Genomic DNA, 26,097 nt, shown 5'->3' with positions numbered 1-26,097 from the left:
CGTCGCATGCCCGAGACCACCGCACGGCTGTACGCGGCTGCCACACCGACGGCCCCCGCCCTGGTCCTGCGCCCCTGGACCCCCGCGGACGCCGCGGGGCTGGCCGCGCTGGGCCGGGACGAGGCCCTGCGGCGCTGGACGTCCTTCCCTGTCCACGACGAGACGAGCGCCGCACGGTGGCTGCGCGAGCAGCAGCAGGGCTGGGAGCAGGACCGCCGCTACGCGTTCGCCGTAGAGGAGATCCAGCCCTCCGGCCGGCCCGGACTGCCGGCCGGCCACGTCGTCCTCAAGGACATCGCCCCCGGCGCCCCGTCCGCCGAGGTCGGCTACTGGACAGCACCGCACGCACGAGGCCGGGGCATCGCACCCCGAGCCCTGCACACCCTGACCGACTGGGCCTTCACCACGTTCGCCCCAGCCGGCCTGACCCGCCTCGAACTCCTGCACCACGCCGACAACACGGCCTCCTGCCGAGTGGCGCACAAGAGCCACTACCCCCTCACGGGCGTCCGGCCGCCGCAGCCGCCCGACTTTCCCCTGGAGGGGCATGTGCACGTACGGCACCTGGCAGAGGGCGCCGCCCGGCCCTCAGCCCGCTGAAGAGCGTCTCCTGATCTTCGAGCCCAGCCATACCAACGGGTCGTACTTGCGGTCGACCGCTCGTTCCTTCAGGGGGATCAGCGCGTTGTCCGTGATCTTGATGCCCTCGGGGCAGACCTCCGTGCAGCACTTGGTGATGTTGCAGTAGCCCAGGCCGTGTTCGTCCTGGGCGGTGGTCTTGCGGTCCAGGCCGGATTCCGAGGCCGCGTCGAGGGGGTGCATGTCGAGTTCCGCCACCCGCATCAGGAAGCGGGGGCCCGCGAACGCCTGTTTGTTCTCCTCGTGGTCGCGGACGACATGGCAGGTGTCCTGGCACAGGAAGCACTCGATGCACTTGCGGAACTCCTGCGAGCGGTCCACGTCCTCCTGCATCATGCGGTACTCGCCGGGCGCGACCCCGTCCGGCGGTACGAACGCCGGGACCTCCCTGGCCTTGGTGTAGTTGAAGCCGACGTCGGTGACCAGGTCGCGGACGACCGGGAACGCCCGCAGCGGCGTCACCGTGATCGTCTCCTCGCGGTCGAAGACCGACATGCGGGTCATGCACATCAGCCGCGGCCGGCCGTTGATCTCCGCCGAGCAGGAACCGCACTTGCCCGCCTTGCAGTTCCAGCGCACGGCGAGATCGGGGGCCTGCGTGGCCTGGAGGCGGTGGATGATGTCGAGGACGACCTCGCCCTCGTTCACCTCGACCTTGAAGTCCTCCAGGCCGCCGCCGCCGACATCGCCCCGCCACACCTTGAAGCGGGCCTCGTAGCCGCTCACTCGTACAGCTCCTCTTCGGCCAGGTACTTCACCAGCTCCTCCTTGTCGAACAGGGCGAGCAGGTCCGCACGGACGGGTTCGGTGGTCTCGCTGCTGAGGGTGATCTGACTGCGGACCGGGTCAGCCGCCAGCCCGCCCGTCGGGTCGGTGAGCGCGCACAGCAGATTGATACGGCGCCACTTGCGGTCCATCCCCGGGTGGTCCTCACGCGTGTGCCCGCCGCGCGACTCGGTGCGCTCCAGCGCGGCCCGCGCCACGCACTCGCTGACCAGCAGCATGTTCCTGAGGTCCAGGGCGAGGTGCCAGCCCGGGTTGAACTGCCGGTGTCCCTCGACCCCGGCCCGGCGCGCCCGTACCCGCAGCTCGGCCAGCTTCTCCAGGGCCTGCTTCATCTCCGGCTCGCGACGGATGATGCCGACCAGGTCGTTCATCGTCTGCTGGAGTTCCTGGTGCAGGGTGTACGGGTTCTCCGGCGGGCCCCCGGCGGGCTCCTCGGTCTCCGCCTCGGCCGAGAAGGGCCGCAGGGCCTCGGCGGCGGCGGTGTCGATCTGGACGTCGTCCACCGGCGGGCGCGCCCCGGCCAGCCCCGCCGCGTACTCGGCCGCGTGCCAGCCCGCCCGGCGGCCGAACACCAGCAGGTCGGACAGCGAGTTGCCGCCGAGCCGGTTGGAGCCGTGCATGCCGCCGGCCACCTCACCGGCCGCGAACAGCCCCGGCACGCCGCGGGCCGCCGCCGTGTCGGACTCGACCGCGACCCCGCCCATCACGTAGTGACAGGTGGGCCCGACCTCCATCGCCTCCGCCGTGATGTCGACGTCCGCCAGCTCCTTGAACTGGTGGTACATCGACGGCAGCCGGCGCTTGATGACCTCGGCGGGCATGCGCGTCGACACGTCGAGGAACACGCCCCCGTGCGGCGAGCCGCGCCCCTCCTTCACCTCGGCGTTGATCGCCCGCGCGACCTCGTCGCGGGGGAGCAGCTCGGGGGGACGCCGGTTGTTGTCCGGGTCGTCGTACCAGCGGTCGCCCTCGTCCTCCGACTCGGCGTACTTGTCCTTGAAGACGTCGGGGATGTAGTCGAACATGAACCGCTTGCCGTCGGAGTTGCGCAGCACACCGCCGTCGCCGCGCACCGACTCGGTGACGAGGATGCCCTTCACCGACGGCGGCCAGACCATGCCGGTCGGGTGGAACTGCACGAACTCCATGTTCAGCAGGGGAGCGCCCGCGAGGAGGGCCAGCGCGTGGCCGTCGCCGGTGTACTCCCACGAGTTCGACGTCACCTTGAAGGACTTGCCGATACCGCCGGTCGAGATCACGACGGCGGGGGCTTCGAGGACGAAGAAACGCCCGGACTCGCGCTCGTAGGCGAAGACCCCGGAGACCTGGCCGCCCGCGGTCTTCAGCACGCGCGTGACCGTGCACTCCTGGAAGACCTTCAGCCGGGACTCGTAGTCGCCGGTCTCCTTGAAGTCCTCCTGCTGCAGCTGGACGATCTTCTGCTGGAGGGTGCGGATCAGCTCCAGGCCCGTGCGGTCGCCGACGTGGGCGAGGCGCGGGTACTCGTGGCCGCCGAAGTTGCGCTGGGAGATCCGGCCGTCCTTGGTGCGGTCGAACAGCGCGCCCCAGGTCTCCAGCTCCCACACCCGCTGCGGCGCCTCCTGCGCGTGCAGCTCGGCCATCCGCCACTGGTTGAGGAACTTGCCGCCGCGCATGGTGTCGCGGAAGTGGGTCTGCCAGGTGTCGTTCTCGTTGGCGTTGGCCATCGCCGCGGCGATGCCGCCCTCGGCCATCACGGTGTGCGCCTTGCCGAACAGCGACTTGCAGATCACGGCCGTACGGGCACCCCGCTCGCGGGCCTCGATGGCGGCGCGCAGCCCGGCCCCGCCCGCGCCCACCACGACGACGTCCCACTCCTGCCGGTCGACCACGGACATCAGTACGCACCCCTCATCAGAAGAACCGCGGATCGTCGAAGGCGCCGGACGCGACCAGATAGACGTAGAAGTCGGCGAGCGCCACGCTCACCAGCGACGCCCAGGCGAGCTGCATGTGCCGGGCGTTGAGCTTCCCGGCCCACTGCCACATCCGGTAGCGCACGGGATGCTTCGAGAAGTGCTTGAGCTTGCCGCCGACGATGTGCCGGCAGGAGTGGCAGGAGATCGTGTACGCCCAGATCAGCACGATGTTGACGAGGAACACGAGGGTGCCGAGGCCCATGTGGCCCCACTGGTAGTTCTCGTCGCGGAAGGCGAGGACGGTGTCGTACGTGAGGATCCCGGCGACGGCGAGCGCGGCGTAGAAGAAGTACCGGTGGATGTTCTGCAGGATCAGCGGGAAGCGGGTCTCGCCGGTGTACTTCTTGTGCGGCTCGGCCACCGCGCAGGCCGGCGGGGACGCCCAGAAGCCCCGGTAGTAGGCCTTGCGGTAGTAGTAGCAGGTCAGCCGGAAGCCGAGCGGGAAGATCAGGATGATGATGGCGGGCGAGATGCCCCACCAGCTGCCGAAGATCTCCCAGTTCGGGCCGGCCTTCATCGGCTCGCAGCGCTCCGCCAGGCACGGGGAGTAGAAGGGCGAGACGTACGGCGCCGCGTAGTAGTGGGCGTCGGCGAAGGCCCGCCAGGTCGAGTAGACGATGAAGGCCAGCAGGCCGGCGGCCGTGCCGGCCGGGGCCAGCCACCAGCGGTCGGTGCGCAGGTGCGGGGCGGTGATCGCGGCGCGCGTACCCGCCCGTACGCCGCCGCTTCTGGGTTGGGGTTCGGTGGCGGGAGGTTCCGTACCAGTGGTCACGTGACGACTCCGGTCGGGGTTCGGGGGAGGTGCCGGTCGTACGACTCCTGACCGGTCAGGGAGCGCGCCGGTCCCGGGCGCCGAGCCCCTCGTCGTCCGAGTCGCGCCACAGGGCGGAGTCGTACGGCGCGTCCGAGATGGTGACGAGCTCGGGGCGCTTCGGTGCGGCCGGCGAGGCGGCGGCGTCGCGCAGCAGGGCGACGCTCTCGCGCAGATGGTTCGCGTCGGCACGGACGCGGCGCATCTCCAGGCCGCCGGTGCCGAGCTGCTTCTCCAGGCGCCCCACCGACCGGAGCAGGTCGTCGAGGCTGCGCTGGACTGACGTCAGTTCGTCGTGAACGGACATGACTTGCCCTCACTTCCGCGGGTCCTTCGAGGCCCAAGGCGGCAACGTTCATGCGCCTGCGAGTGTTGCGCGTCACACCTTGTGCTGTGAAGGGATGTGCATCGATTGGCCGAGGCGCATGGGTGCGCTTTGCCGTGTATTGCTCCGCACGGGTGACTCTCCGACCGTGACCGCCGTGTCGCCCTGTGTTGCCGAACCCTTTCCTCTTCAGTGGGCCGCATACATCAGATGAAATCCAAATACCGCCAAAAGTGATCATAACGCCCGCGGCTTTCCGGAGGTAGCACAGATGTCCCAGCACGGCGTCGGCCCGCGTGCGGTCTCGCGCTCGGTCGCCTTCCTCCTCACCGCGGGAGTGCTCGCGGTACCCGCGCTCGCCGGATGCGGCTCCGAGGACCCGGCCGGCAAGCCGCTCGCCGGGCAGGACATCCAGCCCGCCCCCCGCGACCGCATCACCGACGGCGGAACCCTGCGCTGGGCCGTCGACTCCGTGCCCGACACCCTGAACACCTTCCAGTCGGACGCCGACGCCACCACCACCCGCGTGGCCCAGGCCGTCCTGCCGTCGATGTTCCGGACGAACGCCGAGGGCCGCCCGGAGGCCAACCCCGCCTACCTGGAGTCCGCCAAGGTCGTCGAGACGGAGCCCAAGCAGGTCGTCCTCTACAAGCTCGACCAGCAGGCCGTCTGGAGCGACGGCCGGGAGATCGGCGCCGCCGACTTCGCCGCCCAGTGGCGCGCCCTGTCCGGCAACGACACCGCCTACTGGACCGCCCGCAACGCCGGCTACGACCGCATCCAGAAGATCGAGCGCGGCGACAACGCCCTGGAGGTCCGGGTCACCTTCAGCCGCCCCTACGCCGACTGGCGCTCCCTGTTCTCGCCGCTGTACCCGAAGGACGTCATGGGCACCCCGGACTCCTTCAACGACGGGGCCCGCAAGAAGCTCACGGTCACCGCGGGTCCCTTCATGGTGAAGAAGCTCAGCCGCAAGGACGAGCAGATCACCCTCACCCGCAACCCGCGCTGGTGGGGCCGGCCGGCCAAGCTCTCCGAGATCGTGCTGCGCACGGTGCCGCGTGACAAGCGGGCCAAGGAGCTGGCCGCCGGCACCCTCGATCTGGCCGAGATCGCCCCCTCCGAGGCCCGCCGCATCACCGTCGCCGCCCGCCCTCAGGGCTCCAGCAGCCCGGTGATGGGCCCCGAGGCGGACCAGAAGCCGCGCAAGGCGGAAGCCAAGCGCGCCCGGCAGCAGCAGGCCCTGCGCGGCTTCGAGGTGCGCAAGTCCCTGGAGCCGGCCTTCACCCAGCTCGCCCTGAACGGGGCCGAGGGGCCGCTCGCCGACGAGCGCGTCCGCAGGGCCGTCGCCCGCGCCCTGGACCGCAAGGAACTGGCCAAGGCCGTGCTGAAGCCCCTCGGACTGCCCGCCGTACCGGTCGGCAGCCACCTCGCCCTGTCAGGGCAGGCCGCCTACGCCGACAACAGCGGTGCCCTCGGCGGCCAGGACACCAAGGAGGCCCAGGCGCTGCTCGCCGACGCCGGGTGGGTGCGGGGCGGCCCGATCAAGGAACAGAAGAAGAAGGGGGAGAAGGCGGCCGGAGCCGAGGGCGAGAAGGCCGGAAAGTCCTCCGAGGACGAGTCCCGGAACGACGACGGCGCATACATCGTCGGCTCGGACGACAAGGCGCTCCGCGACGAGGAGCAGGCGCACCTCGCCCAGGACGGCAAGCAGTACAAGCAGCCGCACCAGGGCGGCGCCCCCGGCGCGTACGCCCCCATGGGCACGGCCGCGCCCGCGGGCCGCGAGGCCGCCCCGCTCGCCAAGAACGGCAAGCCGCTCACCCTCCGCTTCGTGCTCCCCTCCGGGCCCGGCTCCCAGACGCTGCGCACGGTGGCCGACCGCATCGCCCGCATGCTGGAGCGCGTCGGCATCGGCACGCAGATCTCCAAGGTCTCCGACGAGTCCTACTTCAAGGACCACATCGCGTCCGGCCAGTACGACCTCGCCCTGTACTCCTGGCCCGCCTCGGCTTTCCCCGCCACCGACGCCCGGCCCGTCTACGCCAAGCCCGTCCCGGCCGCCGACGGTTCGCTGAACGTCGAGCAGAACTACACCCGCGTCGGCACCGACCAGGTCGACCAGCTCTTCGACCAGGCCGTGGCCACCCTCGACGAGGGCGAGTCCCGCTCCCTCATCCGCAAGGCGGACTCCCGCATCTGGGCGGCGGCCGGCTCGATCCCCCTCTTCCAGCGCCCCCAGCTCATCGCCGCCCGCAAGAACCTGGTCAACACCGGCGCCTTCGGCTTCGGCACTCCGGTCTACGAGGACATGGGCTTCCTGAAGAAGGGCGCGAAGCCGGCCTCGGGCCCGTCGGCGAAGGGCTCCGCCACCCCGTAGCTCCCGTCCGGGTGTCCGTACACGGGGGACTCGGGCAGCCCCAAGGGGCAGGTGCGGACCTGGGAAGGCACCGGCGGCGGTTTCCTGCCCTGTTCCGAGGCGCGAAGGACGCCTGACCTGCGCCGACGTATCCCGGCTAAGCCCAGCGGCCGCGCACCCGTACCATGGGGAGTGGCCGTGGCATGTTGAGCCCGGCAGGGCCCGCGCACCGCAGACGTCCCGCGCAGGGCATTCCTCATACTCCGGGAGAACGCCGCAATATGGCCACGCGCCACGACATCCGCAACGTCGCTATCGTCGCTCACGTCGACCACGGCAAGACCACCATCGTCGACGGCATGCTGAAGCAGGCCGGTGCCTTCGCCGCCCACCAGCTCGAAGGCGTCGACGACCGCATGATGGACTCGAACGACCTGGAGCGTGAGAAGGGCATCACGATCCTGGCCAAGAACACGGCGGTGAAGTACCACCCGAAGGACGGGGGGGACGTCATCACCATCAACATCATCGACACCCCCGGCCACGCCGACTTCGGTGGTGAGGTCGAGCGCGGTCTGTCGATGGTCGACGGTGTCGTCCTGCTCGTCGACGCCTCCGAGGGCCCGCTGCCGCAGACCCGCTTCGTGCTGCGCAAGGCGCTGCAGCAGCGTCTGCCCGTCATCCTGTGCATCAACAAGACGGACCGCCCGGACTCCCGGATCGACGAGGTCGTCAACGAGACCTACGACCTCTTCCTCGACCTGGACGCCGACGAGGAGCAGATCGAGTTCCCGATCGTCTACGCCTGTGGCCGCGACGGCATCGCCTCGCTGACCAAGCCGGACAACGGCACGGTCCCCGCCGACTCCACCAGCCTGGAGCCGTTCTTCTCCACGATCCTGGAGCACATCCCGGCCCCGACGTACGACGAGGCCGCCCCGCTCCAGGCCCACGTCACCAACCTGGACGCCGACAACTTCCTCGGCCGTATCGCGCTGCTCCGCGTCGAGCAGGGCGAGCTGCGCAAGGGCCAGACGGTCGCGTGGATGAAGCGCGACGGGTCCGTCAGCAACGTCCGCATCACCGAGCTGATGATGACCGAGGCGCTCACCCGCAAGCCCGCGGAGGTGGCCGGCCCCGGTGACATCTGCGCGGTCGCCGGTATCCCCGACATCATGATCGGCGAGACCCTGGCGGACCCGGAGAACCCGGTCGCGCTGCCGCTGATCACGGTCGACCAGCCCGCGATCTCCATGGTCATCGGCACCAACACCTCCCCGCTGGTCGGCCGTGGCGCCACCGGCAAGGGTGCCGACAACAAGGGCGCCGTCAAGGACCGCAAGGTCACCGCCCGCCAGGTCAAGGACCGCCTCGACCGCGAGCTGATCGGTAACGTCAGCCTCCGGGTGCTGGACACCGAGCGGCCGGACGCCTGGGAGGTCCAGGGCCGTGGTGAGCTCGCGCTCGCCATCCTGGTCGAGACGATGCGCCGGGAAGGCTTCGAGCTGACCATCGGCAAGCCGCAGGTCGTCACCAAGGAGGTCGACGGCAAGACGCACGAGCCCGTCGAGCGCATGACGATCGACGTGCCCGAGGAGCACATGGGCGCCGTCACGCAGCTCATGGGCGTGCGCAAGGGCCGCATGGACAACATGTCCAACCACGGCTCCGGCTGGGTCCGCATGGAGTTCGTGGTGCCGTCGCGCGGTCTCATCGGGTTCCGGACCGAGTTCCTGACCCAGACCCGCGGCACCGGCATCGGCCACTCCATCCACGAGGGCTTCGAGCCCTGGTTCGGCACGCTCCAGACCCGTAACAACGGCTCCCTGGTCGCCGACCGCTCCGGTGCCGTCACCGCGTTCGCGATGACCAACCTCCAGGAGCGCGGCGTGCTCTTCACCGAGCCGGGCACCGAGGTGTACGAGGGCATGATCGTCGGCGAGAACTCCCGCGCCGACGACATGGACGTCAACATCACCAAGGAGAAGAAGCTCACGAACATGCGGTCCTCCTCGGCCGACTCGTTCGAGGCGATCGTGCCGCCGCGCAAGCTCTCCCTGGAGCAGTCCCTGGAGTTCTGCCGCGACGACGAGTGCGTCGAGGTCACCCCGGAGGCCGTGCGCATCCGCAAGGTGAACCTGGACGCCCGCGAGCGCGCCCGCGCCGCGAGCCGCGCCAAGCACGGCTGACGCCTGCCACGCACGACGACGCCGGGCACCCCGCATCGCGGGGTGCCCGGCGTCGTCGTCGTGAAGAAGAGGCGACACGAGGGGAAGGGTGAGGGAAAACCCTCGATTTGCCGGGGAAGGCCGTCCGGAACGCCCCGCTCCCACTAGCCTGTCGCGGAAGTGCTTCGCCCTGCCCGGATTCGGTGCCGTACAACGGCCTTGCGGCGGAGGCCTTTTGAGAGGGCGACAGCTGCCCGGGGGCACCCTGCACGGCAGCCACGGGAGTCGCAACCCGTTTATCTCATTCGTGCGTCCGGAATACGGACACCCGCTACCGATAGATGTGTAACAAGTCCGTTTCGCAGGGATCTTTCACCAAACCCTTTGTCCGGATTTTGGAAGATGTATACGCGAGCTGTGATCGAACCGAGACCTCGTGGGTGTGGTTCGGCCTCGGTGTTTGGCAGATAGTTAGGCGCGTAGAGCTCGGATGTACGGGTCAGTAGCCGGCAGCGGCGCGACTCACGAGCGCGGGGGCACTCGACACTTTCCGGCACCGGCGACGGGCGGGCGCCGTGATCTGTCCTGTGCTCCCTTCGCGGTGAACCAATGACTTCATAGGAGGAACCCATGCGCGGTGCCAGGAGCGCCAAGTGGGTCGCGGGGGCGATAGTCGTCGCACTGGCCGCCACCGCCTGCGGCGGCGACAGTGACGGCGAGGGGAACAGCAAGGGTTCCGGGCCGGCCGGATACGTCTCGATCGACGTCGGTGAGCCCCAGAAGCCGCTGATCCCGGCTGACACCAACGAGAGCAACGGCTCGTACGTCATCCAGTCCCTGTTCACGCAGCTGCTGGACTTCGACTCCAAGGGCGAGATCGTCTACACGAACGCGGAGTCGGTCACCACCGACGACTCCAAGACGTGGACGGTCAAGCTCAAGAAGGGCTGGAAGTTCCACAACGGCGAGGAAGTCACCTCCAAGTCGTACATCGACGCTTGGAACTGGTACGCCAACATCAAGAACAACCAGCAGAACTCCTTCTGGTTCCAGGACATCAAGGGCTACGACGATGTCCACCCGGAGAAGGGTGACCCGAAGGCCGAGACCATGTCCGGTCTGAAGGCCGTGGACGACCACACCTTCACCATCGAGTTGAAGAACACCATGCCGTACTTCAACTACAAGCTCGGCTACACCACGTGGGCCCCGCTGCCCAAGGTCTTCTACGACGACCCGAAGGCCTTCGGCCAGAAGCCGGTCGGCAACGGTCCCTACAAGTTCGAGAAGTGGAACCACAAGAAGCTCATCCAGGTCAAGGCCTGGGACGAGTACCAGGGCCCGAACAAGGCGAAGAACAAGGGCGTCCAGTTCAAGGCCTACACGACGCTCGAGGCCGCCTACAAGGACGTCGTCTCCGGCAACCTGGACATGATCCGCCAGGTCGGCCCGACGGACCTGCCGAAGTACAAGCAGGACCTGGGCGGCGGCGCCATCGAGCAGCCGTACGCGGCCATCCAGACGCTGACGCCGGCGTTCTACTCGAAGACCTTCAAGGACATCGACCCGAAGGTCCTGCAGGGTCTGTCGATGGCGATCGACCGTGACACGATCACCAAGACGGTTCTGAACAACACCCGTACGCCGGCCAAGGGCTTCACGCCGCCCGGCGTCAAGGGCAACCAGAACCTGGACACCGACGTGTTCACGTACAACCCGAAGAAGGCCAAGCAGCTCATCGAGGAGGGCGGTGGCGTTCCGGGCAACAAGTTCACCGTCCAGTACAACACCGACGGTGGGCACAAGGAGTGGGTGACCGCGGTCTGCGAGTCCATCCGCAAGGCCACCGGCGTCGACTGCGTCGGCGACCCGAAGCCCGACTTCGCCACGGACCTCGAGGCTCGTGACAACGACCAGGTGAAGGGCATGTACCGCGGTGGCTGGGTCGCCGACTACCCGGTCAACGCCAACTTCATGAAGGAGCTGTACCACACCACCGCCGAGGCCAACAACGGTCGCTTCTCCAACAAGGAGATCGACGGGCTGATGAACAAGGCCGACAACGCCAAGTCCCTCGACGAGTCGGTGAAGGCCTTCCAGGAGGTCGAGAAGAAGCTGGTCGAGCACATGCCGGCCATCCCGCTCTGGTACTACCGCATCAACGGCGGCCACGGTAAGAACGTCGACAACGTCAACGTCGACTTCCACGGTGACCTCGAAGTGTGGGCCGTCACCACCAAGTAAGAGGAGCCTCGCAGGCTCTTCCCACTAGGCCGTAAGCCCGCCGCCACTCCGGTGGCGGTGGGAGGTGCGTGGGGCCGTCTCGTCACCAAGAGACGGCCCCCGCACCTGCGTTAACCCCTCACGGAGGCACCTATGGGGCGCTATGTCGCACGACGACTGCTCCAGATGATCCCGGTCTTCATCGGGTCAACCCTGCTCATCTTCTGCATGATGTACGCCCTGCCCGGCGATCCCGTCCGGGCGATGATGGGGGATCAGGCGTACGACCCGACGGTGGTCGCGAGCATCAAGAAGGACCTCGGTCTCGATCAGCCGCTCATTCAGCAGTACGCGAACTACATGATCGGGCTGTTCCAGGGCGACTTCGGTACCCAGATCGCCAGTCAGCGGCCCATCGCGGACGTCATCGCCGACGCGTTCCCGGTGACGATCAGACTGACGCTCTTCGCCTTCACCTTCGTCACGGTCGTGGGCATCGGCCTCGGCGTCGTCGCCGGCCTGCGCCCCGACACGCTGCGGGACCGCGGACTGCTGACGCTGACGCTGGTCCTCGTCTCGATGCCGTCCTTCGTGCTGGGCTTCCTGCTGCAGTACCTGCTCGCGTTCAAGTGGCAGGTCACGACGCCGACGGTGACCGATTCCACGAACTTCTCCCAGCTCGCGCTTCCCGCGACGGTGCTGGCGTCGCTGTCGCTCGCCTATGTCGCCCGGCTGACCCGCACCTCGATCGCGGAGAACCTGCGCTCCGACTACATCCGCACCGCCGTGGCCAAGGGGCTGCCGCGCCGCCGTGTCGTCGGTGTCCACCTGATGCGCAACTCGCTGATTCCCGTGGTCACCTTCCTCGGTATCGAGATCGGCAGCCTGATGACCGGCGCCATCGTGACCGAGGGCATCTTCAACGTGCGGGGCATCGGTATCGAGATCTACGACGCCCTCAGCCGGCGCGAGGGCGCCACGGTCGTGGGAATCGCCTCGCTGATGGTGCTCATCTACCTCGCTGCCAGCTTGATCGTGGACCTGCTCTACGCGGTCCTGGACCCGAGGATCCGGTATGCCTGACAAAACCGTCGAGAAGAAGGTCGAAGCCCTTCCCGGTGACACCGTGAGCACCGCGGGCGTCGTCGTGACCGACTCCGGCCCGGCTCCCGAGAAGGCGCGCAGCCTCTGGTCCGACGCCTGGCACGACCTGCGGCGCAACCCGCTGTTCCTGGTGTCGGCCGTGCTGATCGTGTTCCTGCTGGTGATGTCGATCTGGCCGGGACTGTTCACCAGCGCCTCGCCGCGCGACGCCGATCTGGCCAAGCACTACCTCGGCAAGCCGAACTGGGGCCACGTCTTCGCCCCGGACTGGTTCGGCTACGACGTCCAGGGCCGCTCGATCTACGCACGGGTCGTCTACGGTGCCCGCGCCTCGATCACCGTCGCCGTGGGTGTCACCGTCGCCGTCACCGTCATCGGCACGGTCATCGGCATGATCGCCGGCTACTTCGGCGGCTGGACCGACACCCTGCTCTCGCGGATCACCGACATCTTCCTCGGTATCCCGTTCCTGCTCGGTGCCCTGGTGGTGCTCAACTCCTTCGACGACCGCACCGTCTGGGTCGTCATCATGGCCCTCGCCTTCCTCGGCTGGACCCAGATCGCCCGCGTCGCCCGCGGCGCCGTGATCACCATCAAGCAGGCGGACTACGTGGTGGCCGCCAAGGCACTCGGCGCGTCGACGTCCCGGATCCTGTTCCGGCACATCCTGCCCAACGCGCTCGCACCCATCATCGTCGTGGCGACCATCGCGCTCGGCGGCTACATCGCGGCCGAAGCCACCCTGTCCTTCCTGGGCGTGGGCCTCGGAGACACGGCGGTGTCCTGGGGCGGCGACGTGGCGCGTGGACGTGAGCAGCTCCGTATCGCCCCCCACACCCTGATCATCCCGTCGGTGATGGTCTCGATCACGGTGCTCTCGTTCCTGATGTTCGGCGATGCTGTACGCAACGCCCTCGACCCCAAGCTGCGCTGAGGGAGGCGTACGTGACCATCATCGATGAAGTGGCCGGGAGTCCCGCGCCCGACGGCGCGCAGGACGCGGGCCGTCCGTTGCTCGAAGTCCGCGACCTGCACGTGGAGTTCCGCACCCGTGACGGCGTCGCCAAGGCCGTCAACGGCGTCAACTACTCCGTCGCCGCGGGCGAGACGCTCGCCGTGCTCGGCGAGTCCGGCTCCGGCAAGTCCGTGACCGCGCAGGCGATCATGGGCATCCTCGACATGCCGCCCGGCCGCATCCCGAAGGGGGAGATCCTCTTCCGCGGCCAGGACATGCTGAAGATGTCCAACGAGGAGCGGCGCAAGATCCGCGGCCGCAAGATCGCGATGATCTTCCAGGACGCGCTGTCCTCGCTGAACCCGGTGCTCACCGTGGGCTATCAGCTCAGCGAGATGTTCCGTGTCCACCAGGGCATGTCCAAGAAGGACGCCAAGGCCAAGTCGATCGAGCTGATGGACCGGGTGAAGATCCCGGCCGCCGCGGCCCGGGTGAACGACTACCCGCACCAGTTCTCCGGCGGTATGCGCCAGCGCATCATGATCGCGATGGCGCTCGCCCTGGAGCCGGACCTGATCATCGCCGACGAGCCGACCACGGCCCTCGACGTCACGGTCCAGGCCCAGGTCATGGACCTGCTCGCGGAGCTGCAGCGCGAGTACAACATGGGTCTCATCCTGATCACCCACGACCTCGGCGTCGTCGCCGACGTCGCGGACAAGATCGCGGTGATGTACGCGGGCCGGATCGTGGAGACCGCCCCGGTGCACGAGCTGTACAAGCGGCCCGCGCACCCGTACACCAAGGGTCTGCTGGACTCGATCCCGCGCCTGGACCAGAAGGGCCAGGAGCTGTACGCGATCAAGGGTCTGCCGCCCAACCTGCTGCGCATCCCGACCGGTTGCGCCTTCAACCCGCGCTGCCCCCAGGCCGAGGACGTCTGCCGTACGGACATTCCGGCGCTGCACCCGGTCGCCGAGCAGGACGGCACCGAGCTGGCCGGCCGCGGATCGGCCTGCCACTTCTGGAAGGAGACGATCCATGGCTGAGCTCAGCAAATCCGACGAGCCGCAGGACGCCACGCCGAACGTCTCCGAGGTCGAGGTCGTCGACGCCCACTCCGAGACGGAGGCGGTCGCCGCGATCGAGGCGCCGGTCGAGCGGGGCGAGCCGATCCTGCAGGTGCGCAACCTGGTGAAGCACTTCCCGCTCACCCAGGGCGTCCTCTTCAAGAAGCAGGTCGGGGCGGTCAAGGCGGTCGACGGCATCTCCTTCGACCTCTACCAGGGCGAGACGCTCGGCATCGTGGGCGAGTCCGGCTGCGGCAAGTCCACGGTCGCCAAGCTGCTGATGATGCTGGAGAAGGCGACCGCGGGCGAGATCTTCTACAAGGGCCAGGACATCACCAAGCTGTCCGGGCGTGCGCTGAAGGCGGTGCGCCGGAACATCCAGATGGTGTTCCAGGACCCGTACACCTCGCTCAACCCCCGTATGACGGTGGGCGACATCATCGGGGAGACCTTCGAGATCCACCCCGAGGTGGCTCCCAAGGGCGACCGCCGCCGCAAGGTCCAGGAACTTCTGGACGTCGTCGGCCTCAACCCCGAGTACATCAACCGCTATCCGCACCAGTTCTCGGGCGGTCAGCGCCAGCGCATCGGCATCGCCCGCGGCCTCGCGCTCAACCCCGAGATCATCATCTGCGACGAGCCGGTCTCCGCGCTGGACGTGTCCGTCCAGGCGCAGGTCATCAACCTGATGGAGAAGCTCCAGGACGAGTTCAACCTCTCCTACCTCTTCATCGCGCACGACCTGTCGATCGTCCGGCACATCTCGGACCGGGTCGGGGTCATGTACCTCGGCAAGATGGCCGAGATCGGAACCGACGAGCAGATCTACGACCACCCGACGCATCCCTACACCCAGGCGCTGCTGTCGGCGGTCCCGGTGCCGGATCCGGAGGCCCGTGAAGGCCGCGAGCGGATCATCCTGACCGGCGACGTGCCGTCCCCGGCCAACCCGCCCTCCGGCTGCCGGTTCCGTACCCGCTGCTGGAAGGCGCAGGACAGGTGCGCCGAGGAAGTGCCCCTGCTGGCGATCCCCGCGCGCTTCGAGGACGCGGACACCCCGGCGGCGCACGAGTCGGCCTGCCACTTCGCGGAGGAGAAGGACGTGGTCCACGCGGCCTGACGACCACGCACGACGTCCCGACCGGTTCCCGGCCCCCTCGGACGAGGGCGCCGGGAACCGGCGTTTTCCGACAGAGGTCAGGAATGCTGCACCACATCGAACTCTGGGTCCCCGACCTGCCCCGGGCGACCCGCGAGTGGGGCTGGCTCCTGGCCAGCCTCGGCTACGGCCCCTACCAGGAGTGGGAGCACGGCCGCAGCTGGCGCCTGGGCGCGACGTACCTCGTCGTCGAGCAGTCCCCTGCCCTGCGGGGACTCGAGCACGACCGCAGGCGGCCCGGCCTCAACCACCTGGCGTTCCACGCCGGGACAGCCGCGGAGGTCGACGCGCTGGCCCGCGAGGCGCCCGCACACGGCTGGACGCCCCTCTTCGCCGACCGCTATCCCCACGCCGGGGGCCCGGAACACCACGCCGCCTACCTCGCCAACACCGACGGGTTCGAAGCCGAGCTGGTGGCCTCCCAAGTGCCTACAAACCCCCGTCAACTGCGTTAACACGCAAGCAACTTCGCCGACCCGGTCCCGATATACGGACGCGTCAGGCTGGACAGCGTACGGCCGTGCGGGTGCCGTAAGCGGGCCGGGGCGCGCCATGTCGCCCCGGCCCGCTGCCGTGTGCTCAGGCGGTGGAGATGCCCAGGGAGCGCTTCAGGAAGTCGACCTGGAGGAGGAGCAGGTTCTCCGCGACCTGTTCCTGGGGGGTGATGTGCGTGACCCCGGACAGCGGCAGCACCTCGTGCGGGCGGCCGGCGGCCAGGAGGGCCGAGGAGAGGCGCAGGGCGTGGGCGACGACCACGTTGTCGTCGGCGAGGCCGTGCACGACCATCAGGGGGCGCTGCGGCTCGGCGGGGGAGGACAGACCGTCGGCGGTCACCAGGGAGCTGCCCGCGTACGACTCCGGGTGCTCCGCCGGGGTCCCCAGGTAGCGCTCGGTGTAGTGGGTGTCGTAGAGGCTCCAGTCCGTCACGGGCGCGCCGGCGATGCCCGCGTGGAAGACGTCAGGGCGCCGCAGGACCGCCAGGCCCGCCAGATAGCCGCCGAAGGACCAGCCGCGGATCGCCACCCGGGAGAGGTCCAGGGGATGGCGGGTCGCGAGGTCCTGGAGGGCCTCCACCTGATCGTCCAGGGACAGGGTGAAGTCGTGGTGGATCGCCTTCTCCCAGGCGGGGGAGCGGCCCGGAGTGCCCCGGCCGTCCGCGACGACCACCGCGAAGCCCTGGTCCGCGAACCACTGCGAGGTGAGGTGCGGGTTGTGCGCGGCGACCACCCGCTGCCCGTGCGGCCCGCCATAGGGGTCCATGAGCACCGGCAGGGGGGTGTCACCGGCGTAGTCCCGAGGCATAAGCACGGCGCACGGGATGCGGCGTGCGCCCCCCTCGGTGAGCGTCACGCGGGGGGACATACCAGGGTCTTCGGCGTAAGAGGGGACACTCGCCGTCGGTTTTCCGTCGCGCAGCACCTGCACCCGCACACCTGGCCGATTCAGCGTCGCCGAGACCAGAACCGTGACATCCCCGGCCCGCACCGCCGAGTGCACGCCCGGCTCCTGCGACACCCGCTCCAGGCCCAGCTCGTTCACCCGGTACACATGCACCTGGCCCGTCTCCGCCTCGCCGGCCTCCTCGCCCGCCGACGCCGAGACCAGCACGTCGTCGTCGGAGACGTCCAGCACGGCCCGGACGTGCAACTGCGCTCCCGTGAGCGGCCGTTCCCCGACCGCCAGCACCCGCGCACCGCCCTCGTCCGCGATCCGGACCAACTGCCCGGACGGGCTCCAGCACGGCACCCCGGGGAAAAGATCAAGCCATGTTCGATCTTCGTCGGCGTGCACCATCCGCGTCGCGCCCGACTCCGGATCCACGGCCAGGATCAGCTGGCTGCGCTGGTCGCGCGCCTGTACGAGCAGCAGCGGCGCGCCCGCCGCTGACCAGTGGACATGCGCCAGATACGGATACCGCGCCCGGTCCCAGGCGACCTCCGTGCGCACCCCGTCCAGGCCGATCACGAACAGCCGCACCTCCGCGTTGCCGGTGCCCGCCGCCGGATACGCCACCCGCTGCGGCTCCCGCCGCGGATGCGCCGGATCGGAGATCCACCACCGGTCCACCGGCGTGTCGTCCACCCGCGCCACGAGCAGCCGGTCCGACTCCGGAGCCCACCAGAAGCCGCGCGAACGCCCCATCTCCTCGGCCGCGATGAATTCGGCGAGCCCGAATGAGACATTCTCCGACTCCGGCTCGGCGAGCGCCCGGTCGCCGTCCCCCTCGGCGCCCACCACCCGCAGGGAACCCTGCGCGACGTAGGCGATGTGCCTCCCGTCGGGTGACGGACGCGGGTCGATCACCGGCCCGGGCGTGGGCAGTCCACGCGCCGTCCCGGCCCGCAGCTCGGCCGCGAAAAGCCGCCCCGACAAGGCGAAAGAGGCCAGCTCGACGGCCGAGTCGGTGGCGTACCCGACGATGCCCGCCCCGCCCTCGCGACTGCGCTCACGCCGCGCCCGCTCCTCGGGCGACAGATCCTCCGAGGCACCGCCCAGCAGCGCGCCCGGGTCGGCGGCCACACGCTCTCCGCCCCCCTGCGTGTCGAGGACCCACAGCGAACTCGCCCGGTCCGTACCGGAGCTGGAGCGCAGGAACACCACACGTGAACCGTCGGGCGCCACACTGAACGAACGCGGCGCGCCGAGCGTGAAGCGCTGCGTGCGGGCGTGCCGGCGGGGGAAGGAGTCAGGCTCGGTCGTCATGCCCTGACCATATTGGCCATGCGCCCCCTTGTGCGGCCGTGCGCCGAGCGATGCGCACGGACGGATAGTTATGATCAATGTCGCATAGTGGGTATGAACCTGCTGGCTGACGTACGGATTTACTGCCCCCACAGTCCGACCCCCCGCGCCCTTGTGGATCTTTGGAGGTGAGCCGCCGTGGCACTCTCGATTTCGGCGGTGGTGCTGCTGGCGATCATCGTCTTCTTGCTCATCAAGAAGTCGGGACTGAAAGCCGGGCATGCGGTGGTGTGCATGCTGCTCGGCTTCTACCTCGCCTCGTCGACCGTCGCTCCCACGATCAGCGAGCTGACGACGAACATCGCGGGCATGATCGGCAGCATCAAGTTCTGACCGGCCGGGTCCCGCGTACGGCCTCGTGAGCCGGGGTCGTGGGACCTCGTAGGGTGGGTTCCATGACGGAACTGCCCGACCGGCGTCTGCTGCTGGTGCACGCGCACCCGGACGACGAGTCGATCAACAACGGCGCCACCATGGCCAGGTACGCGGCCGAGGGTGCCCACGTCACCCTGGTCACCTGCACCCTCGGCGAACGCGGCGAGGTCATCCCGCCCGAGCTCGCGCACCTGAGCGGCCCCGCCCTGGGCCGGCACCGCCGGAGCGAGCTCACCGCCGCCATGGCCGAGCTCGGCGTCCAGGACGTCCGCCTGCTCGGCGGCGCCGGACGCTACAGCGACTCCGGGATGATGGGCCTGCCCGACAACGACGACCCCGGCTGCTTCTGGCAGGCCGACGTCGACGAGGCCGCCGCACACCTCGCCGAGGTGATCCGCGAGGTACGCCCCCAGGTCCTCGTCACCTACGACGACCACGGCGGCTACGGCCATCCCGACCACATCCAGGCCCACCGCGTCGCCATGCGCGCGGCCGAACTCTCCGCCGAGGCCGGCCGGCCGGTTCCGAAGGTCTACTGGAACCGGGTCCCCCGGCCCGTTGTGGAGGAGTCCTTCGCCCGGCTCCGTGACGACCTGCCCGGCCTCCCCTTCACCAAGGCGGCCGCGGTCGACGACGTACCCGGTGTGGTCGCCGAGGAGCAGATCACGGCGGTGATCGACGGCACCGCACACGCCGCCGCCAAGGCCGCCGCGATGCGCGCCCACGCCACCCAGATCACCGTGGCCGAGCCGTACTTCGTGCTGTCCAACGAACTCGCCCAGCCGATCCTGACGACCGAGTACTACGAGCTGGTGCGGGGCGAGCGGGGCCCCGGAGAGCGGGAGACGGACCTGTTCGCCGGCGTCGAGGAGGCCTCATGAGCGACCGGAGTCCGATGCTGGCCCAGCCCGTGCGGCCGCCGTCCGCCGCACGGGTCACCGCCTGCCTGGGGTTCTTCCTGCTCGGCGCCGTGGTCGGCGTGGCCGGGGCGCTGGTGCAGCCCGCGTGGTTCCCGGGCGGACTGCTGCTCGCCCTCGCCGGGGAGGCCGGAGCCGTCCTGGGCGCGGCACGCGTCACCCGCGGCCGGGTCGGAGGCGTCGCGGCCGCCGCCGGCTGGATGCTGGCCGTCATCCTGCTCACGGCCAGCCGCCCCGAGGGCGACTTCCTCTTCGCCGCGGGGAGCGGCTCCTATCTCTACCTGCTCGGGGGCATCGGTGTGGCTGTGATCTGCGCCACCCTCGCCCCGGGGCGGCAACCGGACGGCGGCCCCGTCCGACTTGCCAAGTGACGTACCACTTCGCCAGGACGTGCCCGTGGGGGTCCGGTGTGGGATTCCCGGCGGTCGTGGGATACGGGCCAGAAGTGGCCAGTATGGTGGTGCGCGCCGCCGAGCTGCCCGCGTGAGGAAGTGTCGGGCGGCGGAGCCAACCGGGAGAACCTGCCTTGAGTCGTGAAACTGACACTCCGTCCTCCGGGCCCAACGGGCGCGGTGGATCCGCCTACCCGTCGGGTACGCCGCCGTACGGGACCCCGAAGGTCTCCGACGACGGTACGGACGCGGGCCGTTCGGCCGCGCGGCCGGAGGAACGCAAGACCGAGACCACGCTGACGACCCGGATCCGGATCAACATCCCCGGGTCACGGCCCATTCCGCCCGTCGTGGTGCGCAAGCCCGTCGGGGACACGGAGGGCTCGGGCGACACCGGGACCGGCGCGGGCACCGGCAACGAGACGTCCGCACCGGGTGCCGTCACCTCCAGGGGCACCGGCACGGTCGAGCCTGACGCCGAGCCCGCGCAGTCCGCCGACGACAAGCCGACCAGCGACTGGTTCGCGCCCCGCAAGTCCGGTACGGGTCCGGGCGGTCAGGGCAGCGGCTCCACCAACGGGGCCGGTCTGCCGGGCGGTTCCGGCGCGGGCGCGCCCGGTGCCGGTGCGTCCGGCGGGGCCCGGCCCGGTGCCGGGCGGCCCGGAGGCGTGGTCGGTTCCATGGGCGCACCGGGTGGTTCCCGGTCCGGCGGTACGAACGGTGCCGGGCTCCCCGGCGGCGCGACCGGTGGACCCGTCGCGCCCGGGCACGGCGGCGGCACCGGCTCCTTCGACGTCACCGAGGCACTGGCGGCGGGCCCGCTGGGCAACGGCTCGCGTCCCGCGCCGGGCAGTGGCGGTGGTGGTGGCGATGTGCGCCGCGACGATCTTCCCTTCTTCTCGGAGAACGACCGTGTGGGCCAGGGCGGCCCGACCGGCGGTCCGGTCACCGGAGACGGCCCGATGGCGCCGCCGGCCGGTGGGCCCGGCGCACCGGGCGGCTTCACCGAGCCGAACGGCCCCGGCGCTTTCGCCGGACGGGGCGGACGGGGTGCCCCGGGCCGCCCCGGCAGGCCCGGTGGGCCTGGTGGCCCCGGCGCCTTCGACGAGCCCGGTCGCCCCGGCACGCCCGGCGGCCCCGGCGCTCCCAGCGCCTTCAACGACCCCGGCCGACCGGGAGGCCCCGGTGCACCGACCGGCCCCGGAGCCATAGGCGGGCCCGGTGGCCCCGGCCGCCCGGGCGCACCCGGTGGCCCCGCCGGCAAGAGTGGCCTCGGAGGCCCTGGCGGCCCCGGCGGCCCGGGTACGGCCAACCCCGGCGGCCCCGCTGGTGCCAGCGGCCCCGGCGGCGGCATGAGCGACGACACCGCCATCCTCACCCCGCAGAAGCCCGCCCCCGAACCGGACGGCCAGGGCTACGGCCCCCGCCACGACAACGTCTCCGGGCACACCGTCACCAGCGGCATCCCGGTCGTACCGTCCGGCGCGGCCTCCCCGTTCGGCCCCGGCGCGCCCGGCGACGGCCCGGTGCCGCCCGGGGCCCCGAAGCTGCCCGAGCCGGTCTCCCCGCCCCCGGCGAGCTCCTCGAAGGCGCCGAAGAAGAAGGGGCGCAACAAGCTCGTGCTGCTCGCGGTCGGCGTGGTCGTCGCCGTCGGTGGCCTCTACGGCGCCGGTCTGCTGATGAACCGCACCGACGTCCCGAAGGGCACCAGCGTCCTCGGTGTCGACATCGGCGGCACCACTCGCGACGGCGCGGTCAAGAAGCTCGACGAGGCCTTCGACGACAATGCGGGCAAGCCGCTGAAGCTGTCGGTGGGCGGCAAGGCCGTGTCCCTGGACCCGGACAACTCGGGCCTCCAGTTCGACATGGACGCGACGGCGGACGCGGCGGCGGGCAGCGACTACAACCCGGTCTCCGTGATCGGCTCGCTGTTCGGCAACCACCGTGTCGTCACCCCCGTCATGCCGATCGACGAGGAGAAGCTGCACGCGTCCCTGGAGACCGCCGCGGGCGGCTCCGGCTCGTCGTCCGACGGCACCATCAAGTTCCAGGGCGGCAAGGCCGTCGCCGTGTACGGCAAGGCGGGCCAGGGCGTCGACCTCGCCAAGTCGACGGCCGCGGTCGAGGAGGCGTACCGCTCCCAGGTGGAGACCGGTACGGCGGGCGCGGTGACGCTCCCGACCACCTCGCGGAAGCCGACGGTGTCGAACGCCGAGGTCGACCGGATGCTGAAGGAGTTCGCGCAGCCCGCGATGTCCGACCTCGTCACCGTTCGCACCGACGCGGCCCACAGCATCGACTTCGGTCCCGTGTCCCTGCCGAAGATCCTCGGCTTCAAGGCGGTCGACGGCAAGCTCGTGGACACCTACAACCTCAAGGCGCTCCAAGAGGCGTACGGCACGACCTTCGAGGGCGTGCAGATCGAGGGCGCGAGCGGCAAGCGGGACGTCATCCCGCAGGATGTCGTCGCGGCGCTGCGCAAGGCCCTGCGAGGCGGGACACCGGCGGAGCGCGTCGGAGTCATCGAGACCAAGCCGAACTGACCTCCGGCCACCCGCCGTACGAGAGCCCCTGCCCGGTGAAGGCAGGGGCTCTCGTCGTCACCCCACCGGCATGACATCTGTCATCCGCCACTCCGGACGCCCGACACTGCCCCCGCCCACACCCCCGAAGCCACCATGGCCGTATGACAACGACAGCCTCGGTGGTCGCGTTCGACCAGGTGAGCAAGGCATTCGACACCGTCCGGGCCGTGGACGGACTGACCCTGACCCTGCGTCCGGGGGAGACCGTGGCGCTGCTCGGCCCCAACGGTGCCGGCAAGTCCACCACCCTCGATCTGCTCCTCGGTCTCAAGAAGCCCGACAGCGGCACCGTCAGCCTCTTCGGGACCGGTCCCCGGGAGGCCATCGTCGCCGGGCGTGTGGGCGCCATGCTGCAGAGCGGCGGGCTGATGGACGAGGTCACGGTCGCCGAACTGGTGCGGCTCGCCTGCGACCTGCACCCGAAGCCGTACCGGCCCGCCGAGGTCCTGTCCCGCGCGGGCATCGCGCAGCTCGCCGACCGCAAGGTCGACAAGCTCTCCGGCGGCCAGGCCCAGCGCGTCCGCTTCGCCCTCGCCACCGCGGGCGACAGCGACCTCATCGTCCTGGACGAGCCCACCACCGGCATGGACGTCACCACCCGCCAGGCCTTCTGGGCCACCATGCGCGAACAGGCCGGCCAGGGCCGCACCGTCCTCTTCGCCACCCACTACCTCGAAGAGGCCGACGCCGTCGCCGACCGGGTCCTGGTGCTGCACCGCGGCCGGCTCCTCGCCGACGGCACGGCCGCCGAGATCAAGGCCAAGGCGGGCGCCCGGCGGATCGCCTTCGACCTGGAGGGCGCCATCGACGAAGGCGCCCTCCGCGCCCTTCCCTTCCTGACCTCGATCGACGTCTCCGGCCGGACCGTCCGCATCCAGTCCGCCGACGCCGACGCGACCGTCCACGCCCTGTACGGCCTCGGCGTCCACCCCCGCAACCTCGAAGTCGCCGGGCTCGGCCTGGAGCAGGCCTTCGTCGCGATCACCGCCGCCGAGGAGGCGAGGTCGAAGTGAACAGCCTGATCAAACTGGAACTCACCCGCGCCCTGCGCAACCGCAAGTTCCTGTTCTTCTCCGTGATCTACCCGTCGGTGCTGTTCCTGATCATCGCGGGCAACTCCGACAGCACCACGAAACTCCCCGGCACCGGCCTCACCCTGCCGACCTACATGATGGTCTCCATGGCCTCCTTCGGCGCTCTCACGGCCGTCCTCATGGGCAACAGCGAGCGCATCGCCAAGGAGCGCGAGGGCGGCTGGGTGCGGCAACTGCGGCTGACCACCCTGCCGGGCCGCGGCTACGTCCTCGCCAAGACCGCGAGCGCCGCCGTGGTCAGCCTGCCGTCCATCGTCATCGTCTTCGCCGTCGCCGCGGCCGTGAAGCACGTACGGCTGGACGCCTGGCAGTGGCTCGCCCTCACCGGCGCGATCTGGGCCGGCAGCCTCGTCTTCGCCGCGCTGGGGGTCGCCCTCGGCTACCTCGCCAGCGGCGACGCGGTCCGCCCGATCACGATGCTCACCTACTTCGGCCTGTCCATGCTCGGCGGCCTGTGGATGCCGACGACGACCTTCCCGGACTGGCTCCAGGACATCGCGAAGTGGCTTCCCACGCACGCGTACGCTGCCCTGGGGCAGGCCATCGAGCAGAGCCGCGCCCCGCACGTCCAGGACCTCGCCGTCCTCGTGGTGTCGTTCGTCCTGTTCGCGGGCGGCGCGGCCTGGCTGTACCGGAAGGACACCCTGAAGGCGTGAGCGGCGTCGGGTTCGGTATCGGGCAGCGCCCGGTGAACCGCCGGCAGCGGGCGGTGAAGTCGCTGTGGACCGGCATCTGGCTGGTCTACCTGAGCGCACCCGTCGCCGACCTGCTGCACGGCGGCCACAGCACGGGCGTGCGGATCCTCGGCTGGCTCGGCCTGGCCGCGTTCGTCACCTGGTACATGCTGCTGGTCTTCCGCACCGGCCGCGGCGAGCGCAATGCCCTGGTGCTCGGTTCGCTCGGGGTCCTCGCGGCCCAGTCCACGCTCCTCGCCCTCACCCTGGGCCGCGAGTGGCTGGTGCTGTTCGTGTACGTCTCGATCGCGTCCGGGGCGGCCCTGCCCCTGCGCATGGCCCGCTGGACGATCCCGGCCGCGTGCGCCCTGCTGACCGCGGTCGGGCTCGCGACGCACGACGGCCTGTCCTACCTGGCCGGCCTCCTCATCCCGGCCCTGCTCGGCGGCTTCGCCATGACCGGCGTACGCGAACTCGTCCGGACGGCCGTCGCCCTGCGCGAGGCCCGCGCCACCGTCGCCCAGCTCGCCGCCAACGAGGAACGCCTGCGCCTGGCCAGGGACCTGCACGACCTGCTCGGCCACTCCCTCTCCCTGATCACCCTCAAGAGCGAGCTGGCCGGCCGCATGCTGCCCGGGAAGCCGGATCAGGCGGCCCAGCAGGTCGCCGACATCGAGCAGGTCAGCCGCCAGGCCCTCGTGGACGTACGCGAGGCCGTCACCGGCTACCGACGCCCCCGCCTCGGCGCCGAACTCGCCGGTGCCCGGGTCGCCCTGACCACGGCCGGCGTCACCGCCGACCTGCCCGCCGAGCCGCCCGGCCTCGCCGGTGTCCCCGAGGAGAGCGAGTCCGCCCTCGCCTGGGCCCTGCGCGAGGCCGTCACCAACGTCGTACGGCACAGCGGCGCCGGCCGCTGCACGGTCGAGCTGCTGCGCCGCCAGACCCTCGACGGCCCGGTGCTCGAACTCACCGTCGAGGACAACGGCTCCGGCGGCCCGGGCGGCGGCCACGGCAATGGCCTCACGGGCCTCACCGAACGCCTGGCCAAGGCGGGCGGCACCCTGGAGGCGGGCCCGCTCAAGCATGGCTTCCGCCTGGTCGCCCGCGTGCCGACGGCCGATCCGGCGGACGTAGGATCCCCGGCATGAGCCGCACGATCAAGGTCCTCCTCGCCGAGGACCAGTCGATGGTCCGCGAGGCCCTGGCCGCCCTGCTCGGCCTGGAGGCGGACATCGAGGTCGTCGCCCAGGTGGCCCGCGGCGACGAGGTCCTGGAAGCGGCCCGCGCACACGCCGTCGACGTGGCCCTCCTGGACATCGAGATGCCCGGCGCGACGGGCATAGAGGCCGCGGCCCGCCTCCACGAGGAGCTTCCGGCCGTGAAGCTGGTCATCCTCACCACCTTCGGCCGCCCCGGCTACCTCCGCAGCGCCATGGAGTCCGGCGCCGACGCCTTCCTGGTCAAGGACGCCCCCGCCGCCCAGCTCGCCGAGGCGATCCGCAAGGTCCTCACCGGCGAACGCGTCATCGACCCCACCCTCGCGGCAGCGGCCCTGGCGGACGGCGCCAACCCGTTGACGGACCGCGAGCGAGAAGTCCTCCGAGCAGCCTCCGACGGCTCCACCAACGCGGAACTGGCAACAACCCTGCACCTCTCCCAGGGCACGGTCCGCAACTACCTCTCCACGGCGATCCAGAAACTGGCGGTGAGAAACCGGGCGGAGGCGGTCCGGGTGGCACGGGAAAAGGGCTGGCTCTAGCT

General features: G+C 70.3%; 22 protein-coding genes. 17 read left to right on the top strand and 5 right to left on the bottom strand.

Going from position 1 to position 26,097, the window contains the following annotated elements; translation table 11 throughout:
* Window positions 1-6: 6 nt before the first annotated feature.
* Window positions 7-600 (top strand): GNAT family N-acetyltransferase, encoded by a 594-nt coding sequence (locus ACZ6I3_RS21145; RefSeq protein WP_469416432.1) that lies wholly within the window; start codon window positions 7-9, stop codon window positions 598-600.
* On the opposite strand, the gene ACZ6I3_RS21140 is transcribed toward ACZ6I3_RS21145, so the two are convergent.
* Genes ACZ6I3_RS21140 through ACZ6I3_RS21125 form a run of 4 tightly spaced genes read right to left on the bottom strand, consistent with a single transcriptional unit; the run spans window position 589 to window position 4,501 of the window.
* A complete protein-coding gene (locus ACZ6I3_RS21140) occupies window positions 589-1,365 on the bottom strand; it encodes a succinate dehydrogenase/fumarate reductase iron-sulfur subunit (RefSeq protein WP_469416431.1) in 777 nt (258 codons plus the stop codon). The genes ACZ6I3_RS21145 and ACZ6I3_RS21140 overlap by 12 nt on opposite strands.
* Entirely contained in the window at window positions 1,362-3,302 is a 1,941-nt protein-coding gene (locus ACZ6I3_RS21135) for a fumarate reductase/succinate dehydrogenase flavoprotein subunit (protein WP_469416430.1), read from the bottom strand. Before ACZ6I3_RS21135 ends, ACZ6I3_RS21140 begins: the two co-directional genes overlap by 4 nt.
* Window positions 3,303-3,318: 16 nt before the next feature.
* A complete protein-coding gene (locus ACZ6I3_RS21130) occupies window positions 3,319-4,155 on the bottom strand; it encodes a hypothetical protein (RefSeq protein ID WP_469416429.1) in 837 nt (278 codons plus the stop codon).
* 55 nt (window positions 4,156-4,210) lie between these two features.
* Window positions 4,211-4,501 carry a hypothetical protein gene (locus ACZ6I3_RS21125; protein WP_189723040.1) on the bottom strand — a complete coding sequence of 97 codons (291 nt, stop codon included), beginning with the start codon at window positions 4,499-4,501 and terminating at the stop codon, window positions 4,211-4,213.
* 289 nt (window positions 4,502-4,790) lie between these two features.
* Here ACZ6I3_RS21125 and ACZ6I3_RS21120 point away from each other — a divergent pair, with 289 nt between their 5' ends.
* The 8 genes from ACZ6I3_RS21120 (at window position 4,791) to ACZ6I3_RS21085 (ending at window position 16,012) form a co-directional block, all read left to right on the top strand.
* Window positions 4,791-6,899: an ABC transporter family substrate-binding protein gene (locus ACZ6I3_RS21120; protein WP_469416428.1), complete on the top strand. Its 2,109-nt coding sequence runs from the start codon at window positions 4,791-4,793 to the stop codon at window positions 6,897-6,899.
* 260 nt (window positions 6,900-7,159) lie between these two features.
* Window positions 7,160-9,067: a translational GTPase TypA gene (gene typA, locus ACZ6I3_RS21115; RefSeq protein ID WP_469416427.1), complete on the top strand. Its 1,908-nt coding sequence runs from the start codon at window positions 7,160-7,162 to the stop codon at window positions 9,065-9,067.
* Between the two features lie 609 nt (window positions 9,068-9,676).
* On the top strand, window positions 9,677-11,290 hold the full coding sequence (locus ACZ6I3_RS21110; RefSeq protein ID WP_469416425.1) for a peptide ABC transporter substrate-binding protein: 1,614 nt from the start codon (window positions 9,677-9,679) through the stop codon (window positions 11,288-11,290).
* Window positions 11,291-11,422: 132 nt separating this feature from the next.
* A complete protein-coding gene (locus tag ACZ6I3_RS21105; protein ID WP_469416424.1) occupies window positions 11,423-12,352 on the top strand; it encodes an ABC transporter permease in 930 nt (309 codons plus the stop codon).
* Window positions 12,345-13,307 carry an ABC transporter permease gene (locus ACZ6I3_RS21100; RefSeq protein ID WP_469416423.1) on the top strand — a complete coding sequence of 321 codons (963 nt, stop codon included), beginning with the start codon at window positions 12,345-12,347 and terminating at the stop codon, window positions 13,305-13,307. The genes ACZ6I3_RS21105 and ACZ6I3_RS21100 overlap by 8 nt, the downstream gene beginning before the upstream one ends.
* Window positions 13,308-13,318: 11 nt before the next feature.
* Window positions 13,319-14,377 (top strand): ABC transporter ATP-binding protein, encoded by a 1,059-nt coding sequence (locus ACZ6I3_RS21095; protein WP_469416422.1) that lies wholly within the window; start codon window positions 13,319-13,321, stop codon window positions 14,375-14,377.
* Complete coding sequence (locus ACZ6I3_RS21090) at window positions 14,370-15,518, top strand: ABC transporter ATP-binding protein (RefSeq protein WP_469416421.1); 1,149 nt, start codon at window positions 14,370-14,372, stop codon at window positions 15,516-15,518. The genes ACZ6I3_RS21095 and ACZ6I3_RS21090 overlap by 8 nt, the downstream gene beginning before the upstream one ends.
* Before the next feature lie 83 nt (window positions 15,519-15,601).
* Entirely contained in the window at window positions 15,602-16,012 is a 411-nt protein-coding gene (locus ACZ6I3_RS21085) for a VOC family protein (protein ID WP_469416420.1), read from the top strand.
* A 124-nt stretch (window positions 16,013-16,136) separates the two neighbouring features.
* Here the strand turns inward: ACZ6I3_RS21085 and ACZ6I3_RS21080 are convergent, their stop codons facing one another.
* Window positions 16,137-18,260, bottom strand: coding sequence for a S9 family peptidase (locus ACZ6I3_RS21080; RefSeq protein WP_469416419.1), 2,124 nt, complete (start codon window positions 18,258-18,260; stop codon window positions 16,137-16,139).
* A gap of 177 nt (window positions 18,261-18,437) precedes the next feature.
* Here ACZ6I3_RS21080 and ACZ6I3_RS21075 point away from each other — a divergent pair, with 177 nt between their 5' ends.
* The 8 genes from ACZ6I3_RS21075 (at window position 18,438) to ACZ6I3_RS21040 (ending at window position 26,095) form a co-directional block, all read left to right on the top strand.
* The gene (locus ACZ6I3_RS21075) at window positions 18,438-18,632 is read left to right on the top strand and encodes a hypothetical protein (protein ID WP_019755516.1); all 195 of its coding nucleotides are present in this window, start codon (window positions 18,438-18,440) and stop codon (window positions 18,630-18,632) included.
* 62 nt (window positions 18,633-18,694) lie between these two features.
* The gene (gene mshB, locus ACZ6I3_RS21070) at window positions 18,695-19,555 is read left to right on the top strand and encodes an N-acetyl-1-D-myo-inositol-2-amino-2-deoxy-alpha-D-glucopyranoside deacetylase (protein ID WP_469416418.1); all 861 of its coding nucleotides are present in this window, start codon (window positions 18,695-18,697) and stop codon (window positions 19,553-19,555) included.
* Window positions 19,552-19,962: a DUF6113 family protein gene (locus ACZ6I3_RS21065; RefSeq protein ID WP_469416417.1), complete on the top strand. Its 411-nt coding sequence runs from the start codon at window positions 19,552-19,554 to the stop codon at window positions 19,960-19,962. Before mshB ends, ACZ6I3_RS21065 begins: the two co-directional genes overlap by 4 nt.
* A gap of 155 nt (window positions 19,963-20,117) precedes the next feature.
* Window positions 20,118-22,526 (top strand): hypothetical protein, encoded by a 2,409-nt coding sequence (locus ACZ6I3_RS21060; protein WP_469416416.1) that lies wholly within the window; start codon window positions 20,118-20,120, stop codon window positions 22,524-22,526.
* 143 nt (window positions 22,527-22,669) lie between these two features.
* Window positions 22,670-23,581: an ABC transporter ATP-binding protein gene (locus tag ACZ6I3_RS21055; protein WP_469416415.1), complete on the top strand. Its 912-nt coding sequence runs from the start codon at window positions 22,670-22,672 to the stop codon at window positions 23,579-23,581.
* Window positions 23,578-24,318 carry an ABC transporter permease gene (locus tag ACZ6I3_RS21050; RefSeq protein ID WP_469416414.1) on the top strand — a complete coding sequence of 247 codons (741 nt, stop codon included), beginning with the start codon at window positions 23,578-23,580 and terminating at the stop codon, window positions 24,316-24,318. The genes ACZ6I3_RS21055 and ACZ6I3_RS21050 overlap by 4 nt, the downstream gene beginning before the upstream one ends.
* Window positions 24,315-25,484, top strand: a complete 1,170-nt coding sequence (locus tag ACZ6I3_RS21045; RefSeq protein WP_469416413.1) for a sensor histidine kinase — start codon at window positions 24,315-24,317, stop codon at window positions 25,482-25,484. Before ACZ6I3_RS21050 ends, ACZ6I3_RS21045 begins: the two co-directional genes overlap by 4 nt.
* The gene (locus tag ACZ6I3_RS21040; protein WP_469416412.1) at window positions 25,481-26,095 is read left to right on the top strand and encodes a response regulator; all 615 of its coding nucleotides are present in this window, start codon (window positions 25,481-25,483) and stop codon (window positions 26,093-26,095) included. The genes ACZ6I3_RS21045 and ACZ6I3_RS21040 overlap by 4 nt, the downstream gene beginning before the upstream one ends.
* Window positions 26,096-26,097 lie beyond the last annotated feature (2 nt).

It is taken from the genome of Streptomyces sp. NPDC041940 (assembly GCF_055589465.1).
This window is presented reverse-complemented; position numbering and strand designations above follow the sequence as displayed.